Raw genomic sequence first — 21,881 nt, forward strand, 5'->3', positions numbered from 1 at the left:
TTTATCCATGGTTTAACTTCCTTTCAAATAAGTTGAGTAACTTCGATAAACTAAATGTCATGATAAAGTAGATCACCATTGCGATAAACAGCGGCATGACACCTTTATACGTCGCAGATTGTACTAATTGTGTTTGATACATCAGATCACCGACACCGATGATCGAGACGATCGAACTTTCCTTGATCAAGGTCACAAATTCATTACCTAAAGCTGGCCAAATATTTTTCAAGGCTTGCGGAATAACAACATAACGATACGTATCTTTTTGTGTCATCCCTAACGAACGAGCTGCTTCTGTTTGACCTGTTGGGATAGATTCGATCCCTGATCTGATAACTTCAGCAATATAGGCTGCGGAATTTAAAGCAGTTGCAATGATCCCGGCTACTAAAGCTGGTAAGGATTGAATAACTGCACCGACACCAAAGTAAACAAACATCACTTGGACCATCAACGGTGTCCCTCGGATAAACTCGATATAACAAACTGCAATGCTATGCAACAATTTATTCTTAGATAGACGCATCAAGGAGAGCAGTGTCCCCAAGATAAAACCAAAGAAGATCGCTGTAACAGTAATGATCAAGGTATATTCGATCCCTTTAGCAAAATATGTCCAATAGCTCATCATGGTATTGTTCTTGGTAGTCGTTTCCATGTATTTAGCCGCTTCAGGCACATACTTTGTATCAAGTAAATTTTGTTTTTTGATCTGAGCTAATGTTTTATTGGCTGCAGCGACTAAAGCAGGCGAATTTTTTCTAAAGGCGATCGCTGAACCGGTTTGATCAGAACTAACGGAAAAGCCTGGATCAAAGGCTAATAATTGATTATTGTTAGCCACATACGCCTTAGCTGTTGGTTCTTCCATTGCGATCCCGTTGATTTTGCCCGATTGTAGTGCTAAGACTAAGTTATTTAACTTCGAAAGTCCTTTGACAGTCGTACCAGGCATTTGATCTTTGACTAAATTATATTGTAATGACCCATTTTGAGCACCAACTGTTTGTCCCTTGAAATCTGCTAAATTCTTATATTTGCTAGCATCTTTTTTATTGATGACGATGTATTGTTTACCCGAATAATAGATATCAGAAAAATCCACACTTGCTTTTCTTTCAGGTGTCGGGTTCATTGCTGAGATGATCGCATCAACCTTATTTGTTTCTAGAGCAACTAATAGTGAATCAAATGACATATTTTTGATCTCAAGTTTTACACCGAGATCTTTTGCCAATTTTTTAGCGATCTCAATATCGATCCCAACATATTCTGTTTTACCATCAACTTTAGCTGTAAATTCATATGGTGGGTAATCAGCACTTAAACCAACCACCAATTTCCCACTTTTTTTGATATCTTCCAAAGAGGTATCCGTCTGATCAGCTTTGATCGTTAAATTACTAAGTGGTAAAAAAACAGCAAACATCATGACCAGCATTAAAATAAATTGCTTGAGTTTATTCATTTCCAATAGCTCCTTTTTTTAAATTTGTGTGTCGCACCATCTGGCTTGACTCCCACTTCTTATTTTTTAATTTTATAGGTATTATACCCCCATAAGATTATTTATGCAATAAATAATCACAAAAAGTTTTTTTATACAAAAAATACTGAATATATCTAATTTGAAATCTAGTCAAAGACCTGTTATCCTTGGGGTAAATAAGTTAAAGTAAGGTGATATCCATGGGTCTTAAGATCAATCAAACCAATAAACTCGAAGATCTCTTCAGTAAATTTGCAATCGAGCCTGAAAAAAAAGCCAAGCGCGAAGAAAAAGAAAGTACTGATCCTAAAAAAGAGGATAAGGATAAGAAAAAATAATGAGAATGCCAGTGAAGTTTTCGTTCCTGGCATTCTCATTATTTGTATCATTATGCATTCGGTGTGAATCCATTGGGATAACGTCGATTCAAGGTGTCGATATTCTTTTGCGCGACCTCATCAAAAGGAATATCTGCCCATTGTGCGATCTGAGATAGATACCACAAAACATCTCCCATCTCAGCCACTAATTTCTCACGGTCAAGATCTTTACCTTTAAATGTATAATCTTTCACGAGATCGATCAATTGTCCACTCTCACCTGCTAAACCTAAAGCACAATTGGTCAAAACCTGTTCATTTCCATAGAGAGTTCGATTTGCTGCTACTTGGTATTCATTAAATTCCATTATTTTGCCCCCATTGTATGTGCATCGATCCATTCCCAGATCTGCTCTTTACCTGTTTTAGTAACTGCTGAAAATAAAATGACTTTATCTTCTTTACGTAGACGTAATTTTTTGCGAATGATGCTTTCACTCTTATTCCACTTACCACGAGCAATTTTATCGATCTTAGTTCCAACGACCAAGATCGGCAAGTTGTAATAATGTAAAAATTCGATCATTTGGCAATCAAGCTCGGTCGGTTCATGCCGCGCATCGACTAATGAGATCACACCCCGCAATTCTTGCCGTGTTTCAAAATATGTTTCGATCATTTTTCCCCATTTTTCTCGATCTTTTTTCGAAACTTTTGCATAACCATAACCTGGCACATCAACAAAATATAACTCATCTTCAATATTGTAAAAGTTCAAAGTTTGTGTCTTACCTGGTTGGCTAGATGTCCGGGCGTAATTTTTACGATTGATCAAGGTGTTGATCAGTGATGATTTCCCCACATTGGAGCGCCCTGACAAGGCGATCTCAGGATACCCTTCTGCTGGATACTGTTCTGGTCGGACTGCACTGATCGTCAGCTCAACATTATGTACGTCCATATAAATCTGCTACCTCCGTTAAATTCATTTACGTCTAATTCTATCACAAAATCCACATCTACGTGTACTTAAAAAGAAACGCCCCATGATCCGCAGATCTGGGGCGTGAACTTTGAGAAAAAACGATAGGGCCATGGTCCCATATCATCATTTAACAAAATTATTTTGTTTTTACAACTTCTTTGTCACCGTAGAAACCGCAAGCTGGGCAAACGTGGTGTGACTTTCTCAATTCACCACAGTTAGGGCAAGCGCTCATGCCAGGTACTGACAATTTGTAGTGTGTACGACGTAATCTCTTACGTGTTTTAGATGTTTTACGTGCTGGTACAGCCATCGAGAAACACCTCCTTCAAAATTTTAAAAATATCCAACAAAAAGAATTTTACTTGTTATTCATCACTTTTGCAACTAATCTTTAGCATTTTCGAAAAAATCCTTGAGTTTAGCCAAACGTGGATCAACACCATCTTCATCTTTTTGCATTTTCTTTAACTCACCTTCACTGACAACGTTCCAATCGCCACCGTTAGGCATTGTCGCATCATCTTGTTGTTCGGCTTTCGTTAAAACCTGCATCGGAATTTGTAACAAAATATTGTCTTCGATCACACTATTGAGATCTAAAATGTCATTTTCTAAAACGATCACAACATCTGTATCCTCAAACCGTGAAAGATCACGCTCATGGTGACTGACATAATGTTCCGTAAATTCAAACTCTAAGTCAACTTCGGCTGGTTCAAGTGAACGCGTTGAAGGTAATGTGACTGTCGTTTTAACTTTGGCATAGCCTAAGACACCTAATTCATCAACGGAAAAGACACCCTTGACCAAAACCGGGGAAACATCCAGAATCTCTGGACGCCGTTTTGTTAAAGAAGCTTTAAGATCTAAAGCTTCTTCAAACATCAACGGCTCATCAGCAGTTTGGCGCAATTCATTTAATGACCATTTCATGCTATATTCCTCCTAATGCAACAAAATTGATTATACTTGCTTTAAAAAGCTTTGTCAATGCTTTTTCCTTGACACCTATTTAAAAAATGCGTATTGGCGCTCTTTTTAGATCCTGTTCTAGCTGATTTTGAAGCTGGTAAATTTTCCCAGCACGATAATCAACGCGATAAATCGCATCTTTATCATCCTTAGAAACTTTAGCAATTATCTGATATGCACTCGTCTTCTTAGCTCGACGCAATACCTGTTGCCCCTTGGAATTAAAGCCTAAAAGACGCATATATGGAGCTTGGTCATACTCTTTGAGCTCAGCAAGTGTTAGATCTAATAGTAAGGCACAGGCTAAGCGTGACAAACGCGTATATGTGAAACGCTTGGTCTTGACTGCTTTTAACCATTGATCAAAATCAGCTGTGCTCGGTAACCGTTCCATTTGCTCTTTTAAGCGATATTCGATCCCTTCAGCCATTCCGTAGATCTCACTTAATCGTGCTGGCGCAGTTGACAGCAATTTATACTTTAAATATGGAAAAAAATCATCCCACGTCAGTAATTTTTGCGTCTTTAGTGTCTTTAACGTAGCCGCAGGGACATAAGCGCTCAGTTTCGCTAAATTCCCCGCTAGATAATGCTGTCTGATCGCAGTCGCACTAGCGATCGTTCCAGCTTTTAAATTTATTTCATGATAATTTGCATTTTTGCGCTGGATCGGATTCAAGAACAAAGGCTCGCCCAACTTTAAATTTGCTTTAGCATACGCCAGCCCTAAAAGATCATTTGGCTGATCGACATTATGGCCGATCTTAGCAGCAACTGCTTTTTGAAATGTTGCCGCATAAGATTCATTATATATTTTAAAATCACCGTGTGTACTTTGGACTAAGCGCGCATACGCGGTAAAATCATACTCCGCATGCTCAGCCCCAAAAAATAGATCTGTCACGCCTAATGAAGCTAGGATCGAGACCCCATTAAAAGCAAAACGGTCCGCTGGTTGTACACAGGCCAAAACCGGCATCTCGACCACAAGATCAGCTCCATTAGCTAGAGCTTGTTGGGCCCGCGTCCACTTGTCAAAGCTAGCTGGTTCGCCCCGTTGCAAAAAATTTCCACTCATCGCTACCACTAAAGGTGCATCGGGGAACTTTTTTTTGACTTCCTTTATCTGGTAAAGATGTCCATTATGAAATGGATTATATTCAGCAATAATTCCCGCAACTGGCATGTTTATCCCCCTATTTACTTATGGCAACTAAAAAACCACCGCGTCGTTTCTAAAGTAAGCTCACCCTTACCAAAGTCAGCACTTACCGTGATATCCTTAAATCCCGCTTGGGTCAATAGTCGCTGGTAAACTTCTAATTCATAAGTTCGTTCATGATGGATCTCACTGACTCTTTCATAACTCGCCAGTGCCTCATTCCAAACAAAAAAGGTCAATTCATGGACCGCACTATGCTCAAATTCATCAGCAAAACTACTCCAGATAAAGGCTTGATCTTCAGTAGTATAGTTATACATGTAGCCTGGATAGACCTCATCAGTTTGATAAGGTGTGATCACATCAAAAATAAATTTCCCATCATTTTCTAGATGTTGATAAACTTCTTTAAAAGCTTGAAGTACTTGAGCTTCATCTTGTAAGTAACAAAATGAATCCGCAAAACAAGTCACCGCACTATACTGGCCTAGTGCGCTCAAGTCTAACATATTTCCTTGCATAAATGGGATCGCTAAATCAGCTTCCCTAGCATGCATTTCAGCTAAAGCTAGCATCTCTTCTGATAGATCGACTCCTGAAACTTGATAACCATTTTGAGCCAACATGACCGCTAAACGTCCGGCACCACAGGCTAGATCTAATATCTGCCCCGTAGTCTTAGGAAGCTCTTGTTCAACAAAATCTAACCATTGATCATACATCGTCGGTTCCATTAGCTCGTCATAGAGCTTGGCAAAACTCGAATAGATCATCTTAGTCTTTGACCCATTCTTCGATATCAACTAATGGTGCATCAGACCATAACTTTTCTAAGTTATAGAATTGCCGTGTTTCTTCTTTAAAGACATGTACGATCACATCCCCTAGATCAAGTAAGATCCAGTTAGCGCCATCTTTGCCTTCAACACTTTTGATATCTTCATTTGCTTCATGAACTTTTTCAACGATCGCTTCAGTTACAGCTTTGACTTGTCTTTCAGAACCGGCTTGCATGATCACAAAATAATCAGCTAATAAACTGATATTTTGGACATCCAAAGCAACGATATCTTCTGCACGCTTGCTATCTGCAGCGCGAACAACTAATTCCAATAATTCTTGACTGTTCATATAGTCCTCCTAAATAGGCTACGATGCGACATATGCATTATATGTCAAGATCGCAGCGGGATAAATTGTTTTATCATTATTCATCAAATATAGCAATGTATGCTTAGTTTCAAACTCAACTGCTGCACGTAGACTTTCAGCAGCTAGCTGACGTGCTTGGTCGACCCCTGGAAAATCACGGCCTGGTTCGATATAATCAGCTACATACACGATCTGATCTAGCATTGTCATTTCTTTAGCGCCCACTGTATGGCGTCGGACTGCATTTAAGATCTCTTCATCGGTGATCTTTAATTCTTTTTTGATGATCTCAGCGCCTACAACTCCATGCCAGATAAAATTGTTCCAATTTAGTAAGTCTTGTTCTAATCCAGTTTGAACGATCAGCGCTTTAAACTCTGAATCGCTACGTTCTTTAGCATAATCATGGACTAGCGCTGCCACACTAGCTTTTTCAAGCTCATAATCGTTAGCTCGGGCTAATTCTAACGCAGCTTGTTCGACCCCTAAAATGTGTTTAAACCGTTTTTCACTGACCTGTTCTTTGACTTTAGCGATCAGCTCTTTACGTGAACCAGCGTAATAATGTTTTTGGTATTCAACTGTTTGTGTCATGATAAAGACCTTCTTGTTTGATATAATTTTCCACTTCACTTGTTACCAAGTACTTGATCGAGCGTCCTTGTTGTACTTTTTCACGGATCATCGATGAACTGATATCGATCCGCAAAACATCGACCCAGATCAAAGGGTAGTCACTTTTTTTGGCGTAGCCTTTGCGTTCTACACTAACAAATTGGATCATTTTGACCAATTCATCGACCTTATACCATTTAGGCAAATACTCGACCATATCCCCTCCAATGATAAAATAAAGATCAGCATTGGGATATAGCTTCTTTAGCTCCTGGACAGTATCGTAAGTGTAACTGACCCCACCACGTCTGATCTCAATATCTTCGAGTTGAAATTTAGGCTCAGAAGCAATACTCATTTCGACCATGTGCACACGATATTTGGCAGCGATCGCAGCTTTTTGATCAATGTGTGGGGGCAAATTATCTGGCATAAATAATACTTTATCTAGATCAAGTTGCTCTTGCACCTGCTTAGCCATGATCAAATGTCCTAAATGAGGTGGATTAAAGGTCCCACCCATGATCCCGATCCGTTCACGGCTATCAGCTTTTATAGGTTGAACTTGGACTTTAGAAGCCACCGTCGTTTCGGTCTTTAGCATCCTACCCACCTCTTAGAGTTTAGTAACTTCAAGTGAATATGAACGATTATCACGTTTATCTGCTTGTTTGAACAATACTAAAACATGACCGATCTTTTGAACGACTTGGATATTGGTATTGTCTTCGATAAACGCGATCACTTCTTCATCTTCGACTAACGCATTTTGTAAGATATTTACCTTAAATAATTCACGTTTTTCAATGGCATCTTCGATCTGAGCAAGCCAGTTAGCACTCAAACCTTCCTTACCCACTTGAAATAACGGACGCATTCCGTGTGCTTGAGCACGGAGATAGCGTTTTTGTTTACCCTTAAGTTTCATATTCTAATTCCTCTCTTAAACCATCGCTCTTCTTAAAATAACAGCTACTCCTTCAGGGGCCCAGCCTGCAACGACACTATTAGCTTTAACTGTGACCCAACCTAAGCCTGCAAAAACAAGATCACTTTTTTCAGTCGTTTTAAATTCAAAACGTACTAGCTTTGGAAAATCTTTCATTTCTTCAGCTGTTGGTGGGGTCAATAACGTACCTGCATGTTTAGCATAAAATTCAGTCGCCTTTTCAGTCTTAGTCCGATGGAGCATTAAATTATTATCGGTATAAACGATCACACCTTGCTTTCCACCAGAGATATAATCAAAACGAGCTAAAGCGCCAAAAAAGAGAGTTTGGCCTTCGTTTAACTGATAAACTTTAGGCTTGATCTCTTTTTGAGGTGCAGCTAATCGCAAAGCCTTAGGCGATAAATAATGTGCCATTTGATGCTTATGGATGATCCCTGGAGTATCGATCAAGAAATGACCGTCGCCAAATGGGATCTCGATCCGATCAAGGGTTGTTCCCGGAAAACGCGAAGTCGTGATCAAGTCTTTGACCCCTGTCGTTTGGTTGATGATCCGATTGATCAAAGTCGATTTCCCTACATTAGTGACCCCAACAACATATACATCACGACCTTCACGATATTTGTCGATCAATTCTAACAGATCTTCGAGGTCTTTTCCACGTTTGGCACTAGTCAAAGCCACATCGACCGGACGAAGCCCCTGTTTGTTAGCCTCTTGGCGCATCCAATCTTTGATCTTGGAACGCTTCAATGAATGTGGTAAAAGATCTTCTTTATTACCAACTAATAAAACAGGGTTATCCCCTACAAAGCGGTGTAATCCCGGAATGAGCGAACCATTAAAATCGAAGATATCGACAACATTGACGATCAAAGCATTCGTTTGACCGATCTGATTTAACAAACGCAAAAAGTCATCATCAGTTAAAGAAACGTCAGCTACCTCATTGTAGTGGCGTAATCTAAAGCACCGTTGACAATAAAGCTCATTATTTTCTAAGCCCTTTTGGATCGCTGCTCGTGGAGTATAACCAGGTTCAGTTTTATCTTCAGATTGGATCTTAGCCCCACAACCGATACAGTATAATTCTTCATTTTCAGTCATCTAATGTATGCCCCCATTTTGTACTCAATCTATCTTTTTTGATCAAACGTTTTTTAACGATCTTTTCAAAGAAACGATTGATCTTAGTATTCCACGCATCAGAATCCACTAGTGGCTTGACCAAAATACTGCGGATCCCAGCATTATTGGCAGCCATTACATCAGTCATCAATTGATCACCAACTAAAACGACCTCATGTTTCTTTAGATCATAGCGCTTCAAAGCAATTTGGATCCCACGAGTAAGTGGCTTCAAAGCACGGGAAACAAAAGGTAGTTCTAAAGCTTTTAAAGCATGTTCGATCCGCTTATGCTTGTTATTTGACACTACGACCACCGGGATCTTAGCATCTTCCATCTTGTGTAACCACGCATGCAATTGGGGTGTGCCATCAGGATTATCCCAAGCGATCAAAGTGTTATCAAGATCAGTCAACACGACCTTGATCCCTTTTTCTTTTAACTCAGTCGGTGAAAGGTCATAGATCGACTCGACCATCCAGGTTGGTTCAAATTTATTGAGCAAAGTATATCTCCTTCAAAATATAGTCTCCAACTACTATTATATGCTAGCAAAACTACTTTTAGCAAAATTTTAATGTGACAGCTAAAGAAAAAAGCCGAGACAACAGTAGTCTCAGCCTTTTAACTAAATGAGTGGCAAATTATTTTGCCAAAGCTTTCTTAGCTTCATCAACAAGCGCTGTGAAAGCAGCTGCATCGCTGATTGCAAGATCAGCTAACATTTTACGGTTAACATCAATGTTAGCTAATTTTAAACCGTGCATCAACTTGCTGTAGCTGATATCGTTCATACGAGCTGCTGCGTTGATACGAGCAATCCATAATTTACGGAAGTTTGATTTTGTCTTACGACGATCGCGGAATGCGTATTGGTAAGACTTCATAACTTGTTGCTTAGCTACTTTAAATTGGATATGCTTTGAACCGCGGTATCCTTTAGCTAATTTGATCATTTTTTTACGGCGTTGACGCGTAACTGTTCCACCTTTAACACGTGGCATGGTTAATTCCTCCTTAAACTTAGCCCGACGTTATGCGGGATTCACAAAACTGATCTGTGCGCTGAAAAAACGATCCAACAATCGCTTCTGCAAAGCACAATAATGATGCAATCTTACATTGCAACCGAGTAATAGAATCTCAATAATTATTTCATTTGAGAAAGCATTTGCTTGATACGCTTCATATCTGAAGCAGATACCATTGCTGGCTTACGCAATTGACGGCGTTGTTTCTTTGTCTTGCCGTGGAAACGGTGAGATGTGAAAGCGTGAGCACGCTTCAAACCACCATTTCCTGTACGCTTAAAGCGTTTTGCTGATGCGCGGTGTGTTTTTTGTTTTGGCATAATACTGTACTCCTCCTAAATAAACTATCAGCCTATTTTTCGGCTTTAGGCGCAAGCATTAAGAACATGCTGCGTCCATCCATTTTTGCTTTAGATTCGACTGTTGCAACATCATCTGTTTCCGCAGCAAATCTATCAAGAACTTCGCGTCCGATCTCTTTATGTGTGATCGCACGACCCTTAAAGCGAATAGATACCTTAACTTTGTCACCTTTCGTCAAGAATTTACGTGCATTCTTGACTTTAGTATTAAAATCGTTAGTATCGATCGTTGGGCTTAACCGAACTTCTTTAACGTTGATCACTTTTTGCTTTTTACGAGCTTCACGCTGTTTCTTCTGCAACTCAAAACGATACTTCCCATAATCCATGATCTTGGCAACAGGTGGTTTTGCTTTAGGTGCTACCAAAACAAGGTCTAAGTTAGCTTGCTCTGCCAACTTCAAAGCTTCTTGCTTAGATTTGACCCCCAACTGGGAACCATCATCAGCAATCAAGCGTAACTCACGTGCGCGAATGCCTTCGTTTACCATCTTATCAACTGCTATGGCGTTTCACCTCCAAAAAAATTCAGAGAAAATGCAGAAAAAATGCGGGTATCTCGTAAAACTACAAGACACCCGCACAGATCCGTTTTTATCGGAATTACATTTCATAATTCTGCCCCGGGACTAATTGTCCCCTAGGCGAGAAGCGGGAGCCTCTGCTTTTTTTCTCAACTGTTATAGAATAACATAACTTCCATATTGAAACAACTAATTTTTTCAAAAAAGTTGAGTTTTATCTTACACAAGATATTTACTGCTATATAAAACGTGAACAAACGTAATCAAATATATCAAATGATTACATTTGACCTGAATTGTCAAATCAAGTTAGAAAAAACTACTTGCTCATTCGTAATATACTTTATGAATACTTCTAGTGGGATGCTATAGTTTAAACTTTTACGTGGAATATTGTTTCTATAGCTAGCTACTTGTTGGACATAGTCAGTGGAGAGATCACTGAGATCCATATCTTTTCCTAGTCCATCTTTTCTAAGTAACCCATTCGTATGTTCATTTAGTGCACGTTGGTTAGGAGCACCTACATCAGCAAAGTAAGTACCGATATCATGCTTATTAGAAATATCTTTCCACTTAGAAAATTCCTTACCATTATCAAAAGTGATCGATTTAAAGAGTCCTTTAGGAGTAACAGAAAGTAAAGCATCAAGTTTCTCAAAGATAGCTTTATCCGTCTTATGGCGTGTATTCAAAATGATGACAGCCTTAGACTTCCGTTCAACTAATATCATTACTGCACCATGGTGGTTTTTACCTTGGATCGTATCAGCTTCAAGATGTCCAAATTCATTATGGTAGTTGGGATAGTCCTGATGTCGTTCCAAAAGAGTCCGACCTAGTCTCCCAGCTTTTCCACGGCGTTCAACGTAACCATTTGGATGCCTTTTTCCTTTCATTGGGAGCGAGGTCACATCTAGGTCTTTAGAGCGTTTAAAGATACGATAAAGGGTACGCATCGAACAGCTGATATGTTTTTCATTACGTCCGATGATCGTATCAGGAGTCCAACCTAGACTAACTTTTTCCTTGATGTAATCAAGCTCATCATTAGGTAATACGATGGGTTTACGGCCGGATCTAGATTTATTAGCCCGATAGTTTTCATAGTATTCAGAGATCGAATATCCAGCATCTAAAAAACAAAATACTCGATAAATAATTTCGGCACTACGTTTTAAGTTTTTAGCTACAATATAGGCTTTAACACCTTGATTCCAAAAATTTTGTATGAATGACAGTTCGCTTATGGTAAGATGATTATAGGTCATTTGTGATTTTCCTTTACTTTTGTTTGTTGATACTCAAAAGTCTATCACAAATGGCTTTTTATTTTTCTAACTTAATTTTACAAACTGCGTGTTTTGAACATTTATTATGTACTATTGACCCGAGGAATCGATGGTATCCGAGTAGGTTTTTGGAAAAATAGAGAATTTGAAAAGTATATGAAAGATACTCTTGGGATTATTTGATCGATTTAAAGCTTGATGATGTCTACTATGCGTACCTGAAAATAGATATATATTGATCATCTCAATAAAAATAATTTCATGTTTTTTGTCAATATATTGTATAATTAAAGCAATTAAAGTTCTAAACTAATTATCAGAAATATAATAGTACATTAGGGAGCATATAAAACTGGGATCTTGCTAGGATGAATAGCGCGATTACGAAACCAAAATGATAATTTTTCCATTTGAGGTTTTAGAGCTATGTTGTTTTGTATGACTCCAAAACTTTTTCTCCGCGCGTTCTACTGCATTCCAAGTTTTAGAGCTATGTTGTTTTGTATGACTCCAGGCTATAATGCCCTCTAAGTATACAGATGAAATAGAAAATTCATCTTATACTTGGAGAGTATTTTATATGTGTAATGATATTACTTCATTACACAGCTTTTTTGATTTATCATAAAATAAAAAGTATCCTGGTACACAAAAAGAGCCATAATGGCATCTTTCTCTTGTGTATCCTACCACGAAAACTCAACTAGAAAGTATGGTGTCCATTATGACCTCTTTAAATTATACTACAAATATTATTGATTCAACAGTTAAATCTTGCCTTAATTGTCATGACCCGCATCTTATTTTTGATGACGAACCTTATAAAGATACTCTTAGAGGAACTAAATACCTCCTTTTCCCTGCTACTATTTACTTCTTGCCTCAGGAATTAGCTGATTTTAGATGTCATAATTGCGGGTTTACCTCTTTCTATCGTAGTGGGTTCACTCCTATGCATCTTATAAAAGTTCCTTCTGTCAATTCAACATATCAAACAGCTATTGCTGCTCGTTCTGCCAGGATCCGTTGTCGTAACTGTAACTCTACTTGCTCCGCAAGCTCTGAGCTCACTGATCATGGTTGTCAGATCTCTAAACTCCTTAAAGCCAAAATAGCTGCCAGATTAAGAATGGATATCAGTGCTAAAACTATCGCATTTGAAGAAGGTGTTTCTGCCTCTACTGTCAATCGCACGCTAGACTCTACTCGTTGCGAGTTTCGGAATAACTTTAACTTCTTACCGCTCCATCTGTGCTTTGATGAATTCAGAGGCACTCACAACACATACCACTTTATTTGTCTAGATGCTGATAACCACGCCATTCAGACTATCTTACCTAACCGATTGAAACAGACTATTTTCAACTATTTCATGCGTTTCCCCGCTCCTGTAAGAAGCTTAGTTCGTACTGTTAGCTGTGATCTGAATTCGTACTACGTTGACCTTATCAAAAAGCTTTTCCCTAATGCTAAGATCATCATCGATAGATTTCACATCGTTCAAATGCTCAATCGCGCCGTAAATTCAATGCGTACTGATCTGATGAATCGGTTTGATAATAATTCTAAAAATTATAAGCTGTTTAAACGTAATTGGAAGCTCTTTTTAAAACGATATGATGATCTAAACTGTACCTATCAGTTTTATGAAAGATCTCAACGTGAATGGGTGACTGCGGAACAGTTAGTCAATCAAGGACTTCAATTAGCTGATCAAGACTTCCGCAAAGCATATTGGGACTATCAACGGCTCTTAGAGATTATTGATGACCCAACACCTTCTAAAATAAAAATATTCAAGCAGTGCCTTACTGAAGTAAATCAAAAATACTCTGGCTCCCGTTCTGAAGCATCTAAGGCTGACAAAGCACTTCTAACACTTTATGATAATTTGATTCCCGTCATTACAGCTTTAGAACCCCAGTATTGTCACTATACTAATGGGCCTTTAGAGGGGATAAATCGTAAAATAAAACAGATCCAAAGAACAGCCTATGGTTATCGTAATTTTGAACATCTCAAAGCTCGTATCTATCTCCAAACATATCTTGGTAAAGATACAAGAAACTCTGTGAAAACAGCCTAAACTATTCTCACAGAGCTTCTCTAAAAATATTTACTCTTTACACAGTGGTTGACAAAGAGCCAAAATTCGAATTGTCTTCTTTAAAGATAGGGACTTATGTCACAGCCTCAAAAAACGATTATTTGGTCAAAGCAACATTGCTCCACAACGTATCACTGTCAGATACATCTAAAGTCATCCCTTTGACATCCTTGGAAACACTGATCGTTGAATGTGTAAAGGTCATCGGCACAATGAAAGCCTCTTTATTCATGTATTCTTGCCATTTGTAGAGTTGCTTTCTGCGATAATTTTCATCAAATGCTTTCTCTGAACTTAGTGAGTTGATCAACTCCGTGTTTTCCTTAGTTACAAAGTGTCCAAAGTTATAAGCCGATGTTTTAGAATAATTAGCTGCCACATCAGTTGGTTCTGAAGAAGTAGACCACGCACCCATCCAGATATCAAAGTCTTTTGCACCGCTGATAAGTTTTTCAGACATTGAATTGAACTCTTGGAAACGACCATTCATCAATTTTACCCGTACTCCAAGTTCTTTCCATTGTTGGATATAATTTTTTACCGAAGCCTCAAAATTCTTCGACGATTTATTGGCCATCAAGGTCAAAGTTAATTTTTTGCCATTTGGTTGGGTCCGATAACCGTCTTTTTGTACCTTATAGCCCGCTTCATCGAGCAACGCTTTGGCTTTTTTCATGTTCAATTTATAACCAGTCGCATGCTTGTCATTCCACTTTCCAAATGCTGCTGGAACAAGAGTGTTAGCACGATAGGATAGCCCATAGCCGAATTTTTCTTGCACTTGATCAATATTCATCGCATAGGCCATTGCTTGTCTTAACGCACGGTCTTTAGTCACGGCTGTTTTGTCCATCACACTATTTCCGTCTTTATCAACAGTCCCAACTCTAAAGCCCATGTAACTGTAGTAAAGCATCGGTTTGCCAAGTTGAACGAAGTCTTTTTCATTTTTGACAGCATCATATACTTGTGGTGTTTGATTGAGCAAAATATCGTATTTACCAGCTTTGACAGCCGCTGCTGCCTGTGAAGTGCTTACCGTTTCAACCGTGAGCTTTTTCACCTTAGGCTTTTGGCTGTAGTAAGTATTTGGGACCCATTCGATCGATTCACCTTGGACCATTTTTTTGATCTTGAAAGGTCCGTAAAATAGTGGTTCTTTACGTAGTTTATCGTTTGATGCTAGATCTTTCATCGCAACATCCTTCAAATAATGGTAAGGTTCTGCATATTCCCAGATATAGCCTGCACCCGAAGTTCCCATTGTCGGTGCCATTTCTTTAAAGTGAACTACCAAAGTTTTATCGTCTTTTACTTCTAGCCCGGAGATCGCATCTGCTTTGCCAGCATGATATTCTTCCATACCTACGATGTTTGCTAATTGATCTGTGTATCTTGCTGAACCACTTTCTTTATTAGCAATGATCTCATACGCAAAGACTAGGTCACGTGCGACCACTGGTTGGCCATCTGACCAATTTGCCTTATCCGACACCTTGATCGTGGCTGTTTTATTCTCGCGATCAAAATCTACATCAGCCAGACCTCCCTTGACAAACTTGTAGTTATCGTCAACTTTGAAAAGTCCAACTGTCCCAAATTGCGACACCTCACTAGTTGCTGCATCATTTGAAAGTTCTGGTGAAAACACCCCTTTGAATGAACCATCATCAGCATATCCAATTCGCAAAGTAGCATCTTTTTTAGCTGACTTATCATTTTTATATTCTAATTTTAACTTTGGTGCTGCTTGAGCCGTTTTCGTACTAGCGACCAAGCCCCCTAAAACAGCTGCCGTAACTGATACGGTCACCATCCATTTTGCGATACGTGTTTTATTCATAAAATCTCCTCCTCGTAATTATCCTAAACGTTGCCGTGCATCAAATGTTCGACGCACAACATTTCCAACATAACTGATCCCTACACAGATAAATAAGATAAGTAGTGCAGCCGGTAGCCATACCCAAAGCTTTGTTGTTAAAACATCTGGATTTTGAGCATAGCTGATCAATGTCCCCAAACTTGGAACTGAATCAGGTAAGCCAAACCCTAAGAAGGTCAACCCGACTTCGATCCCGATATTAGCCGTCAAACTCAAGATCGTTTCGACTACGATGATCGAACTCAAATTGGGAAGTAACTCACTAAATATTATCTTTAGATCACTTGCCCCTGAAGTCTTAGCTGCACTGATATAATCTTTTTTAACTTCTGATAGAGCTTTTGAGCGGATCAATCGTGCTGTTCCGACCCAGTAAAAAGCCCCCATTACTAAAACAAAGGTCATCATCGTATAGTGTGGAATGATCGACACGATAACGATAATCAAAAGCAACATCGGCAGTGTCATCATGAAATCCAAAAAGCGCATCATTAGATTATCGACTAAACCGCCATAATAACCGGCGATCACCCCAAACAAGATCCCGATAACAAGCATCATGATCGTTACAGCAAATCCGATCGTGATCGAATTACGTGCCCCTAAGATGAGCATTGACAAAACATCCCGACCACCTTGATCTGCTCCTAGAATCATCCCATTAGTCCCAGGGCGATCATATTGTTGTAAAACACTAACTGTCATGACTTTATCAGTATCTAAGAATAGCGCCCAAATAAAGATCGTCACAAAAGTGATACAAAGCAGGACAAGAGCGGTCAATGCCCATTTATCTTTCAAAAATTCTCGTTTGATCATCCGTAAAGATGATATCATCACTCTAGTGGGTCTATTTTTTACCATATATTCTCCCCCTTACTCGATCCGAACTCTTGGATCAACGATACTTAAAACTATATCCGACAGTAAGGTCCCAATAAGGTTCAACAAACCATACAACATGACAAGTGCCGTGATAACAGAATAATCGCGACTAACGATCGAGTCCATAAACAGCAGCCCCATTCCAGGATAGCCAAAAATCGTTTCCAAAAAGATCGAACCACCCAACAAACCTGTGATCGAATAACCAAAGAAAGCTGCGATCGGTAAAAGCGAGTTGCGCAAAATATGTTTCCAAAAAACCATTTTTTCCGATACGCCCTTAGAACGTGCGGTCTTGACAAAATCTTGGTTAGTATTATCAATGATCTCACTTCGTAAATATTGAATGATCGATGTTGTCGATAAGATCGCCATCAATAAGGCTGGCAATATCATGTGATCAAGCCGCGAAAAAAGGTAACTCAATCCACTATCAGCACTAACACTCACTGAACCAGAAGTCGGGAACCAGTGCAACTTATATCCAAAAAAGTAAACGCCCAGTAGATAAAAGACAAACGCTGGGATCGCATAGACAACGAAACTATAAAATTGGATCAATTTATCTCTTTTAGTATTTTCGTAACGTCCCGCTATAACTCCTAATGGAATCGCGATTGCATAACTTAAAATGACCGTCAACAATGACAACCATAATGTATTTGTCGCTCGTTCAGCTATCAAATTGGCAACTGGTGATTTAAATTGGTAACTCATACCTAGATCACCTTGGAACATATGAACGATCCAACGCCAATATTGAACATACCATGGATCGTAAAGCCCAGCTCGAACTTTTAACTCATGCACTTGAGCTGCGGAAGTCTGAGGTGTCAGCAAGCCGGTAAAGGGATCCCCTGGCATCAATTTAGCCAACATAAAGACTAAGACGCTGAGTAATATGAGTTCTGGGATCATGATCAAGATTCGTCTAATGATCGTCTTCCACATTTGATCTTTCCCCCTTTCTTAGTGCAACTAAATGAGTCTCACTTATTCTTTGGAGTGGATAAGGTTTACCACTTTCATCATATCCTTGAATTTTTTGTGCTAAAAATTCCTGTTCGAGCTTTTGACGTCGTTGTTTATTTATCTCACGGTCAGCGATCGTTGTTTGGGGGATCGCCGCCAAAAGCCGTTTAGTATAGATATGTCTTGGATCTTGATAAATATCTTTACGCCCACCGACTTCAACAAATCTTCCACGATGCATGATCGCTAAAGTATCACACATATGGTAAACGACTCCTAAATCGTGTGAAATGAATAAATACGCAATACCATACTTTTTTTGGATCCTCTTTAAATAGTTCAAAACTTGTGCCTGAACCGAAAGATCTAACGCAGAAACAGGCTCATCGGCAATGATCAATTTAGGACGTGTCGCTACAGCGCGGGCAATATCTATCCGTTGCCGTTGTCCACCCGAAAATTGGTGCGGATATTTATAGAGACTATCTTCATCCAAACCTACGATCTTAATAATTTCTCTTACTCGTGCTTGAAGTTCTTCACCTTTAAGTTTTTCAAAATTCTTCAAGGGTTCACTGATGATATCTTTGATCCGTTTTTTAGGATTGAGACTTGAAAGCGAATCTTGAAAGATCATTTGAACATCTTTATTGTATTCAAAACGTTTTTTTGCCTTTTTATGTAAGATATTTACACCTTCATAAATGATCTCACCCGAGGTCGCTTGTTCTAGTCCTACGATCGTCTTTCCAATCGTAGATTTTCCCGAACCAGACTCGCCGATGATGCCATAAGTTTTACCGGCTTCGATCACAAGATCTACCCCATCGACTGCCTTGATATGATCAGTAGTCCGATTCAAGATCCCCGTTTTGATAGGATAATAGACTTTTAAATCTTTGATCGTTAATAAAGCTGTCATTTCATGTCCCCCTCAAGCGGAAATTCAAAATCCTGATAACAAGTACAACGCACAAAATGTCTGGATGACACCTCATGAAGCTTTGGCTCAGCTTCATGCTTTGCGCTTTCGACCCAAGGTATCCTATCAGCGAAACGACAACCATCCACTGCCATTTTCTTTAGTGAGGGTACATTACCTGCGATCACGTACAATTCATCATCAACTGTATCTGTTTGTGGCATCGAACGTAACAAAGAACGTGTATATGGGTGCTTAGGATCGTTAAAAATGTCTCCCACACTTCCCCTTTCAACTACCTGACCTGCATACATGACAGCCACCTGATCTGCAACTTCAGCCACGACTCCTAGATCATGCGTAATCAAAATGATTCCTGCTCCTCTTTCTTGTTGGATCTCTTTTAAAAGATCTAGGATCTGGGCCTGGATCGTTACGTCTAACGCAGTCGTTGGTTCATCAGCGATGATCAACTTAGGTTTACATGCAACTGCGATCGCAATCATCACCCGTTGTCTCATTCCACCAGATAATTCATGTGGATACTGTCTCACAGTACGTTTGACATCATCGATCCCCACTTTACTCAAAAGTTCCTCGACGCGTGCCTCCTTTTCTTTTGATGAAAGTGTTGTATGTAGATCTAAACTCTCCTTGATCTGATCACCGATCCTCATCAACGGATTAAGAGCTGCCAAAGGGTCTTGAAAGATCATCCCGATCTGAGCACCACGGATCTGCTCTAAGTTTTTTGGCGAAGCCCCACAGAGTTCTTCTCCTTCAAACTTGATACTTCCACTTACCCGAGTGGTCACTGGGTCATGTAAATTCATAATGCTTGTTGCAAGCGTACTTTTGCCACAACCAGACTCGCCTACGATCGCTAATATCTCACCTTCTTTAACACTCAGATCGACACTATCGACTGCGTTATAGAAAGTACCATCAAGTTTAAAATCCACTTTAACTTTATCCAAAACTAATACATCTCTCACACTGCTTGCCACCCCTTTCATTTTGTTTTAACTATTATAGTTGTTTTTTTTTTTTTTTTGCAATACTTAATTAATATAACGTATCGAATAATCAAAAAAGACTCTTTTCATAAATAAGCTAAGAGTCTGATCACCAACAATATTAAAATACCTATTTAAACTTATAGGTCTAATAATTAATAAAAAAACCCTAAAGCGATATGCTCTAGGGAAATAACTGATCTATTTGCTTTCTTCGTCGGTTTTTAAGACAGCCATGAAGGCATCTTGCGGAACGACTACACGTCCGACTGCTTTCATTCGTTTCTTACCACGCTTTTGCTTATCTAACAACTTAGCCCGTCGATCAGGATCACCTGTATGGATCCGTGCCGTGACGTCTTTACGATAAGCTTTGATATTAGTTCGTGCAATGATCTTAGCTCCGATCGCTGCTTGGATCGGGATCTCGAAGTTTTGTCGTGGAATGATCGTCTTTAACTTATCTGTGATCACACGTGCTCGCTGTTGTGCAAATTGTTTGTGCGCAATAAAACTTAACGCATCGACTTTATCACTATTCAGTAAGATATCTATCTTAACTAGGTCACTTGGACGTGTGCCATCAAGTTCATAGTCGAGCGAAGCATAACCACGAGTGCTAGACTTCAATTTATCGAAGAAATCAAAAATGATCTCTGATAATGGCATCTCGTAAATAACATTGACCCGATAATCATCAAGATAATCCATCGTGATAAAATTCCCACGCTTAGCTTGGCATAACTCCATCACCGCCCCGACATACTCACTTGGGACCATGATCTCAGCTTTGACATAAGGTTCATTGATCTGCTTGATCGTTGGGACCTCTGGCATCTCAGATGGGTTAGATACGCTCACATGCGAACCATCTGTTAATTCAACATCATAGGTCACAGATGGTGCCGTCGTGATCAATTCCATCCCAAATTCACGTTCTAAGCGTTCTTGGATAACATCCATGTGCAATAAGCCTAAAAAGCCACATCTAAATCCAAAACCTAAAGCTTGCGAGGTCTCAGGTTCAAACTCTAAAGCTGCATCATTTAGCTTTAATTTTTCTAAAGCTTCACGCAGATCGTTATATTTAGCATTATCTGTCGGATAAAGTCCAGAATACACCATGGGGCTCATTTCACGATAACCCGCTAATGGTTTTTCAGTTGGGTCATCAGCATGCGTTAAGGTATCACCAACACGTGTATCTTGAATATCCTTGATACTTGCAGTTAGATATCCTACATCCCCAGCCATCAAGAAGTCGCGTTTGATCGGCTTAGGTGAGTTGACCCCAACTTCAATAACTTCGTATTCCGCGCCACTATTCATCAAACGGACCTTATCACCAGGTTTTACAGTTCCATCAAAGACCCGTAAGCTCAAGACGACCCCACGGTAATCATCATAGACTGAATCAAAGATCAACGCTTTTAACGGTGCTTTTAGATCGCCACTTGGTGCTGGAACTTTTTGAACGATCTCTTCTAGCATCTCTTCGATCCCGATCCCGTTTTTAGCTGAAGCCAAGACTGCCTCAGAAGCGTCCAGACCGATCACGTCTTCGATCTCTTGGCGCACACGCTCTGGCTCAGCTGAAGGCAGATCGATCTTATTGATCACTGGTACGATCTCAAGGTCATCATCTAATGCTAAATAAACATTTGCCAAAGTTTGGGCTTCGATACCTTGCGCTGCATCGACCACTAAAACAGCACCTTCACAAGCCGCCAATGAACGTGAAACTTCATATGAAAAGTCCACGTGCCCAGGCGTATCGATCAAGTGGAAAATGTAAGTTTCTCCATCTTTTGCATGATAATGAAGTTCTACTGCATTTAATTTGATCGTGATCCCACGTTCGCGCTCCAGATCCATCGAATCGAGCAACTGATCTTGCATTTCACGTTTTGAGACCGTATCAGTCAATTCCAAAATGCGATCAGCTAAGGTCGATTTCCCATGGTCAATATGAGCAACGATCGAAAAATTCCGAATATGCTTTTGGCGCTCCGACATTTTTTCAAAATCCATTTCGCTCTTCCTACTTTCTAGTGGGCAAGAAAAATTCTTCACCCAACTCAATACTCTTTAACTATCAATTATA

Annotated in this window: 25 protein-coding genes and 1 other annotated feature; of the genes, 2 read left to right on the forward strand and 23 right to left on the reverse strand. The window is 39.5% G+C overall.

Going from position 1 to position 21,881, the window contains the following annotated elements; genetic code table 11:
* Position 1 precedes the first annotated feature (1 nt).
* Entirely contained in the window at positions 2-1,471 is a 1,470-nt protein-coding gene (locus CPS94_RS04455; RefSeq protein ID WP_112194819.1) for an ABC transporter substrate-binding protein/permease, read from the reverse strand.
* Between the two features lie 221 nt (positions 1,472-1,692).
* On the opposite strand from CPS94_RS04455, the gene CPS94_RS11425 reads away from it, so the two are divergent.
* Complete coding sequence (locus tag CPS94_RS11425; protein WP_004047308.1) at positions 1,693-1,830, forward strand: SPJ_0845 family protein; 138 nt, start codon at positions 1,693-1,695, stop codon at positions 1,828-1,830.
* A 50-nt stretch (positions 1,831-1,880) separates the two neighbouring features.
* Here the strand turns inward: CPS94_RS11425 and CPS94_RS04460 are convergent, their stop codons facing one another.
* The 16 genes from CPS94_RS04460 to CPS94_RS04535 form a co-directional block, all read right to left on the reverse strand.
* Complete coding sequence (locus tag CPS94_RS04460) at positions 1,881-2,180, reverse strand: nucleoside triphosphate pyrophosphohydrolase family protein (RefSeq protein ID WP_010688827.1); 300 nt, start codon at positions 2,178-2,180, stop codon at positions 1,881-1,883.
* The gene (gene yihA / locus CPS94_RS04465; protein WP_056959465.1) at positions 2,180-2,773 is read right to left on the reverse strand and encodes a ribosome biogenesis GTP-binding protein YihA/YsxC; all 594 of its coding nucleotides are present in this window, start codon (positions 2,771-2,773) and stop codon (positions 2,180-2,182) included. Before yihA ends, CPS94_RS04460 begins: the two co-directional genes overlap by 1 nt.
* Positions 2,774-2,933: 160 nt before the next feature.
* Entirely contained in the window at positions 2,934-3,110 is a 177-nt protein-coding gene (gene rpmF / locus CPS94_RS04470; protein ID WP_004047302.1) for a 50S ribosomal protein L32, read from the reverse strand.
* A 74-nt stretch (positions 3,111-3,184) separates the two neighbouring features.
* The gene (locus tag CPS94_RS04475; protein WP_089135839.1) at positions 3,185-3,733 is read right to left on the reverse strand and encodes a YceD family protein; all 549 of its coding nucleotides are present in this window, start codon (positions 3,731-3,733) and stop codon (positions 3,185-3,187) included.
* A gap of 79 nt (positions 3,734-3,812) precedes the next feature.
* Complete coding sequence (locus CPS94_RS04480; protein ID WP_112194817.1) at positions 3,813-4,958, reverse strand: nucleotidyltransferase; 1,146 nt, start codon at positions 4,956-4,958, stop codon at positions 3,813-3,815.
* Between the two features lie 14 nt (positions 4,959-4,972).
* Positions 4,973-5,707 carry a class I SAM-dependent DNA methyltransferase gene (locus tag CPS94_RS04485; protein ID WP_112194815.1) on the reverse strand — a complete coding sequence of 245 codons (735 nt, stop codon included), beginning with the start codon at positions 5,705-5,707 and terminating at the stop codon, positions 4,973-4,975.
* 1 nt (position 5,708) lies between these two features.
* The gene (gene rsfS / locus CPS94_RS04490) at positions 5,709-6,065 is read right to left on the reverse strand and encodes a ribosome silencing factor (RefSeq protein ID WP_004047293.1); all 357 of its coding nucleotides are present in this window, start codon (positions 6,063-6,065) and stop codon (positions 5,709-5,711) included.
* A gap of 18 nt (positions 6,066-6,083) precedes the next feature.
* Positions 6,084-6,680 (reverse strand): bis(5'-nucleosyl)-tetraphosphatase (symmetrical) YqeK, encoded by a 597-nt coding sequence (yqeK, locus tag CPS94_RS04495; protein WP_004047291.1) that lies wholly within the window; start codon positions 6,678-6,680, stop codon positions 6,084-6,086.
* Complete coding sequence (locus CPS94_RS04500; protein ID WP_004047288.1) at positions 6,664-7,305, reverse strand: nicotinate-nucleotide adenylyltransferase; 642 nt, start codon at positions 7,303-7,305, stop codon at positions 6,664-6,666. The genes yqeK and CPS94_RS04500 overlap by 17 nt, the downstream gene beginning before the upstream one ends.
* A gap of 12 nt (positions 7,306-7,317) precedes the next feature.
* The gene (gene yhbY, locus CPS94_RS04505; protein ID WP_004047285.1) at positions 7,318-7,629 is read right to left on the reverse strand and encodes a ribosome assembly RNA-binding protein YhbY; all 312 of its coding nucleotides are present in this window, start codon (positions 7,627-7,629) and stop codon (positions 7,318-7,320) included.
* Positions 7,630-7,644: 15 nt separating this feature from the next.
* Positions 7,645-8,760, reverse strand: coding sequence for a ribosome biogenesis GTPase YqeH (gene yqeH / locus CPS94_RS04510; RefSeq protein WP_004047283.1), 1,116 nt, complete (start codon positions 8,758-8,760; stop codon positions 7,645-7,647).
* Positions 8,753-9,286, reverse strand: coding sequence for a YqeG family HAD IIIA-type phosphatase (locus tag CPS94_RS04515; RefSeq protein ID WP_004047274.1), 534 nt, complete (start codon positions 9,284-9,286; stop codon positions 8,753-8,755). The genes yqeH and CPS94_RS04515 overlap by 8 nt, the downstream gene beginning before the upstream one ends.
* A 139-nt stretch (positions 9,287-9,425) precedes the next feature.
* Positions 9,426-9,785 (reverse strand): 50S ribosomal protein L20, encoded by a 360-nt coding sequence (gene rplT / locus CPS94_RS04520; RefSeq protein ID WP_004047273.1) that lies wholly within the window; start codon positions 9,783-9,785, stop codon positions 9,426-9,428.
* Positions 9,786-9,931: 146 nt separating this feature from the next.
* Positions 9,932-10,132, reverse strand: coding sequence for a 50S ribosomal protein L35 (gene rpmI, locus CPS94_RS04525; protein ID WP_004047272.1), 201 nt, complete (start codon positions 10,130-10,132; stop codon positions 9,932-9,934).
* 32 nt (positions 10,133-10,164) lie between these two features.
* On the reverse strand, positions 10,165-10,665 hold the full coding sequence (infC, locus tag CPS94_RS04530; RefSeq protein WP_004047271.1) for a translation initiation factor IF-3: 501 nt from the start codon (positions 10,663-10,665) through the stop codon (positions 10,165-10,167).
* A gap of 45 nt (positions 10,666-10,710) precedes the next feature.
* Positions 10,711-10,847: a sequence feature (ribosomal protein L20 leader region), on the reverse strand.
* Between the two features lie 150 nt (positions 10,848-10,997).
* A complete protein-coding gene (locus tag CPS94_RS04535) occupies positions 10,998-11,969 on the reverse strand; it encodes an IS30 family transposase (RefSeq protein ID WP_112194809.1) in 972 nt (323 codons plus the stop codon).
* Between the two features lie 745 nt (positions 11,970-12,714).
* Here CPS94_RS04535 and CPS94_RS04540 point away from each other — a divergent pair.
* Positions 12,715-14,076 (forward strand): ISL3 family transposase, encoded by a 1,362-nt coding sequence (locus tag CPS94_RS04540; RefSeq protein WP_112194807.1) that lies wholly within the window; start codon positions 12,715-12,717, stop codon positions 14,074-14,076.
* 118 nt (positions 14,077-14,194) lie between these two features.
* On the opposite strand, the gene CPS94_RS04545 is transcribed toward CPS94_RS04540, so the two are convergent.
* The 6 genes from CPS94_RS04545 to lepA all read right to left on the reverse strand — a co-directional run bounded on the left by CPS94_RS04545 (position 14,195) and on the right by lepA (position 21,808).
* Positions 14,195-15,940: an oligopeptide ABC transporter substrate-binding protein gene (locus CPS94_RS04545; protein ID WP_112194805.1), complete on the reverse strand. Its 1,746-nt coding sequence runs from the start codon at positions 15,938-15,940 to the stop codon at positions 14,195-14,197.
* Positions 15,941-15,958: 18 nt separating this feature from the next.
* Complete coding sequence (locus CPS94_RS04550; RefSeq protein WP_112286378.1) at positions 15,959-16,846, reverse strand: ABC transporter permease; 888 nt, start codon at positions 16,844-16,846, stop codon at positions 15,959-15,961.
* A 12-nt stretch (positions 16,847-16,858) separates the two neighbouring features.
* On the reverse strand, positions 16,859-17,818 hold the full coding sequence (gene opp4B, locus CPS94_RS04555) for an oligopeptide ABC transporter permease (RefSeq protein ID WP_004048875.1): 960 nt from the start codon (positions 17,816-17,818) through the stop codon (positions 16,859-16,861).
* On the reverse strand, positions 17,799-18,761 hold the full coding sequence (locus CPS94_RS04560; RefSeq protein ID WP_112194801.1) for an ATP-binding cassette domain-containing protein: 963 nt from the start codon (positions 18,759-18,761) through the stop codon (positions 17,799-17,801). Before CPS94_RS04560 ends, opp4B begins: the two co-directional genes overlap by 20 nt.
* A complete protein-coding gene (locus tag CPS94_RS04565; RefSeq protein WP_112194799.1) occupies positions 18,758-19,777 on the reverse strand; it encodes an ABC transporter ATP-binding protein in 1,020 nt (339 codons plus the stop codon). The genes CPS94_RS04560 and CPS94_RS04565 overlap by 4 nt, the downstream gene beginning before the upstream one ends.
* A 201-nt stretch (positions 19,778-19,978) precedes the next feature.
* Positions 19,979-21,808, reverse strand: coding sequence for a translation elongation factor 4 (lepA, locus tag CPS94_RS04570; RefSeq protein ID WP_004048878.1), 1,830 nt, complete (start codon positions 21,806-21,808; stop codon positions 19,979-19,981).
* Positions 21,809-21,881: the final 73 nt, after the last annotated feature.

The organism is Ligilactobacillus murinus, assembly GCF_003288115.1.
Taxonomy (GTDB): domain Bacteria; phylum Bacillota; class Bacilli; order Lactobacillales; family Lactobacillaceae; genus Ligilactobacillus; species Ligilactobacillus murinus.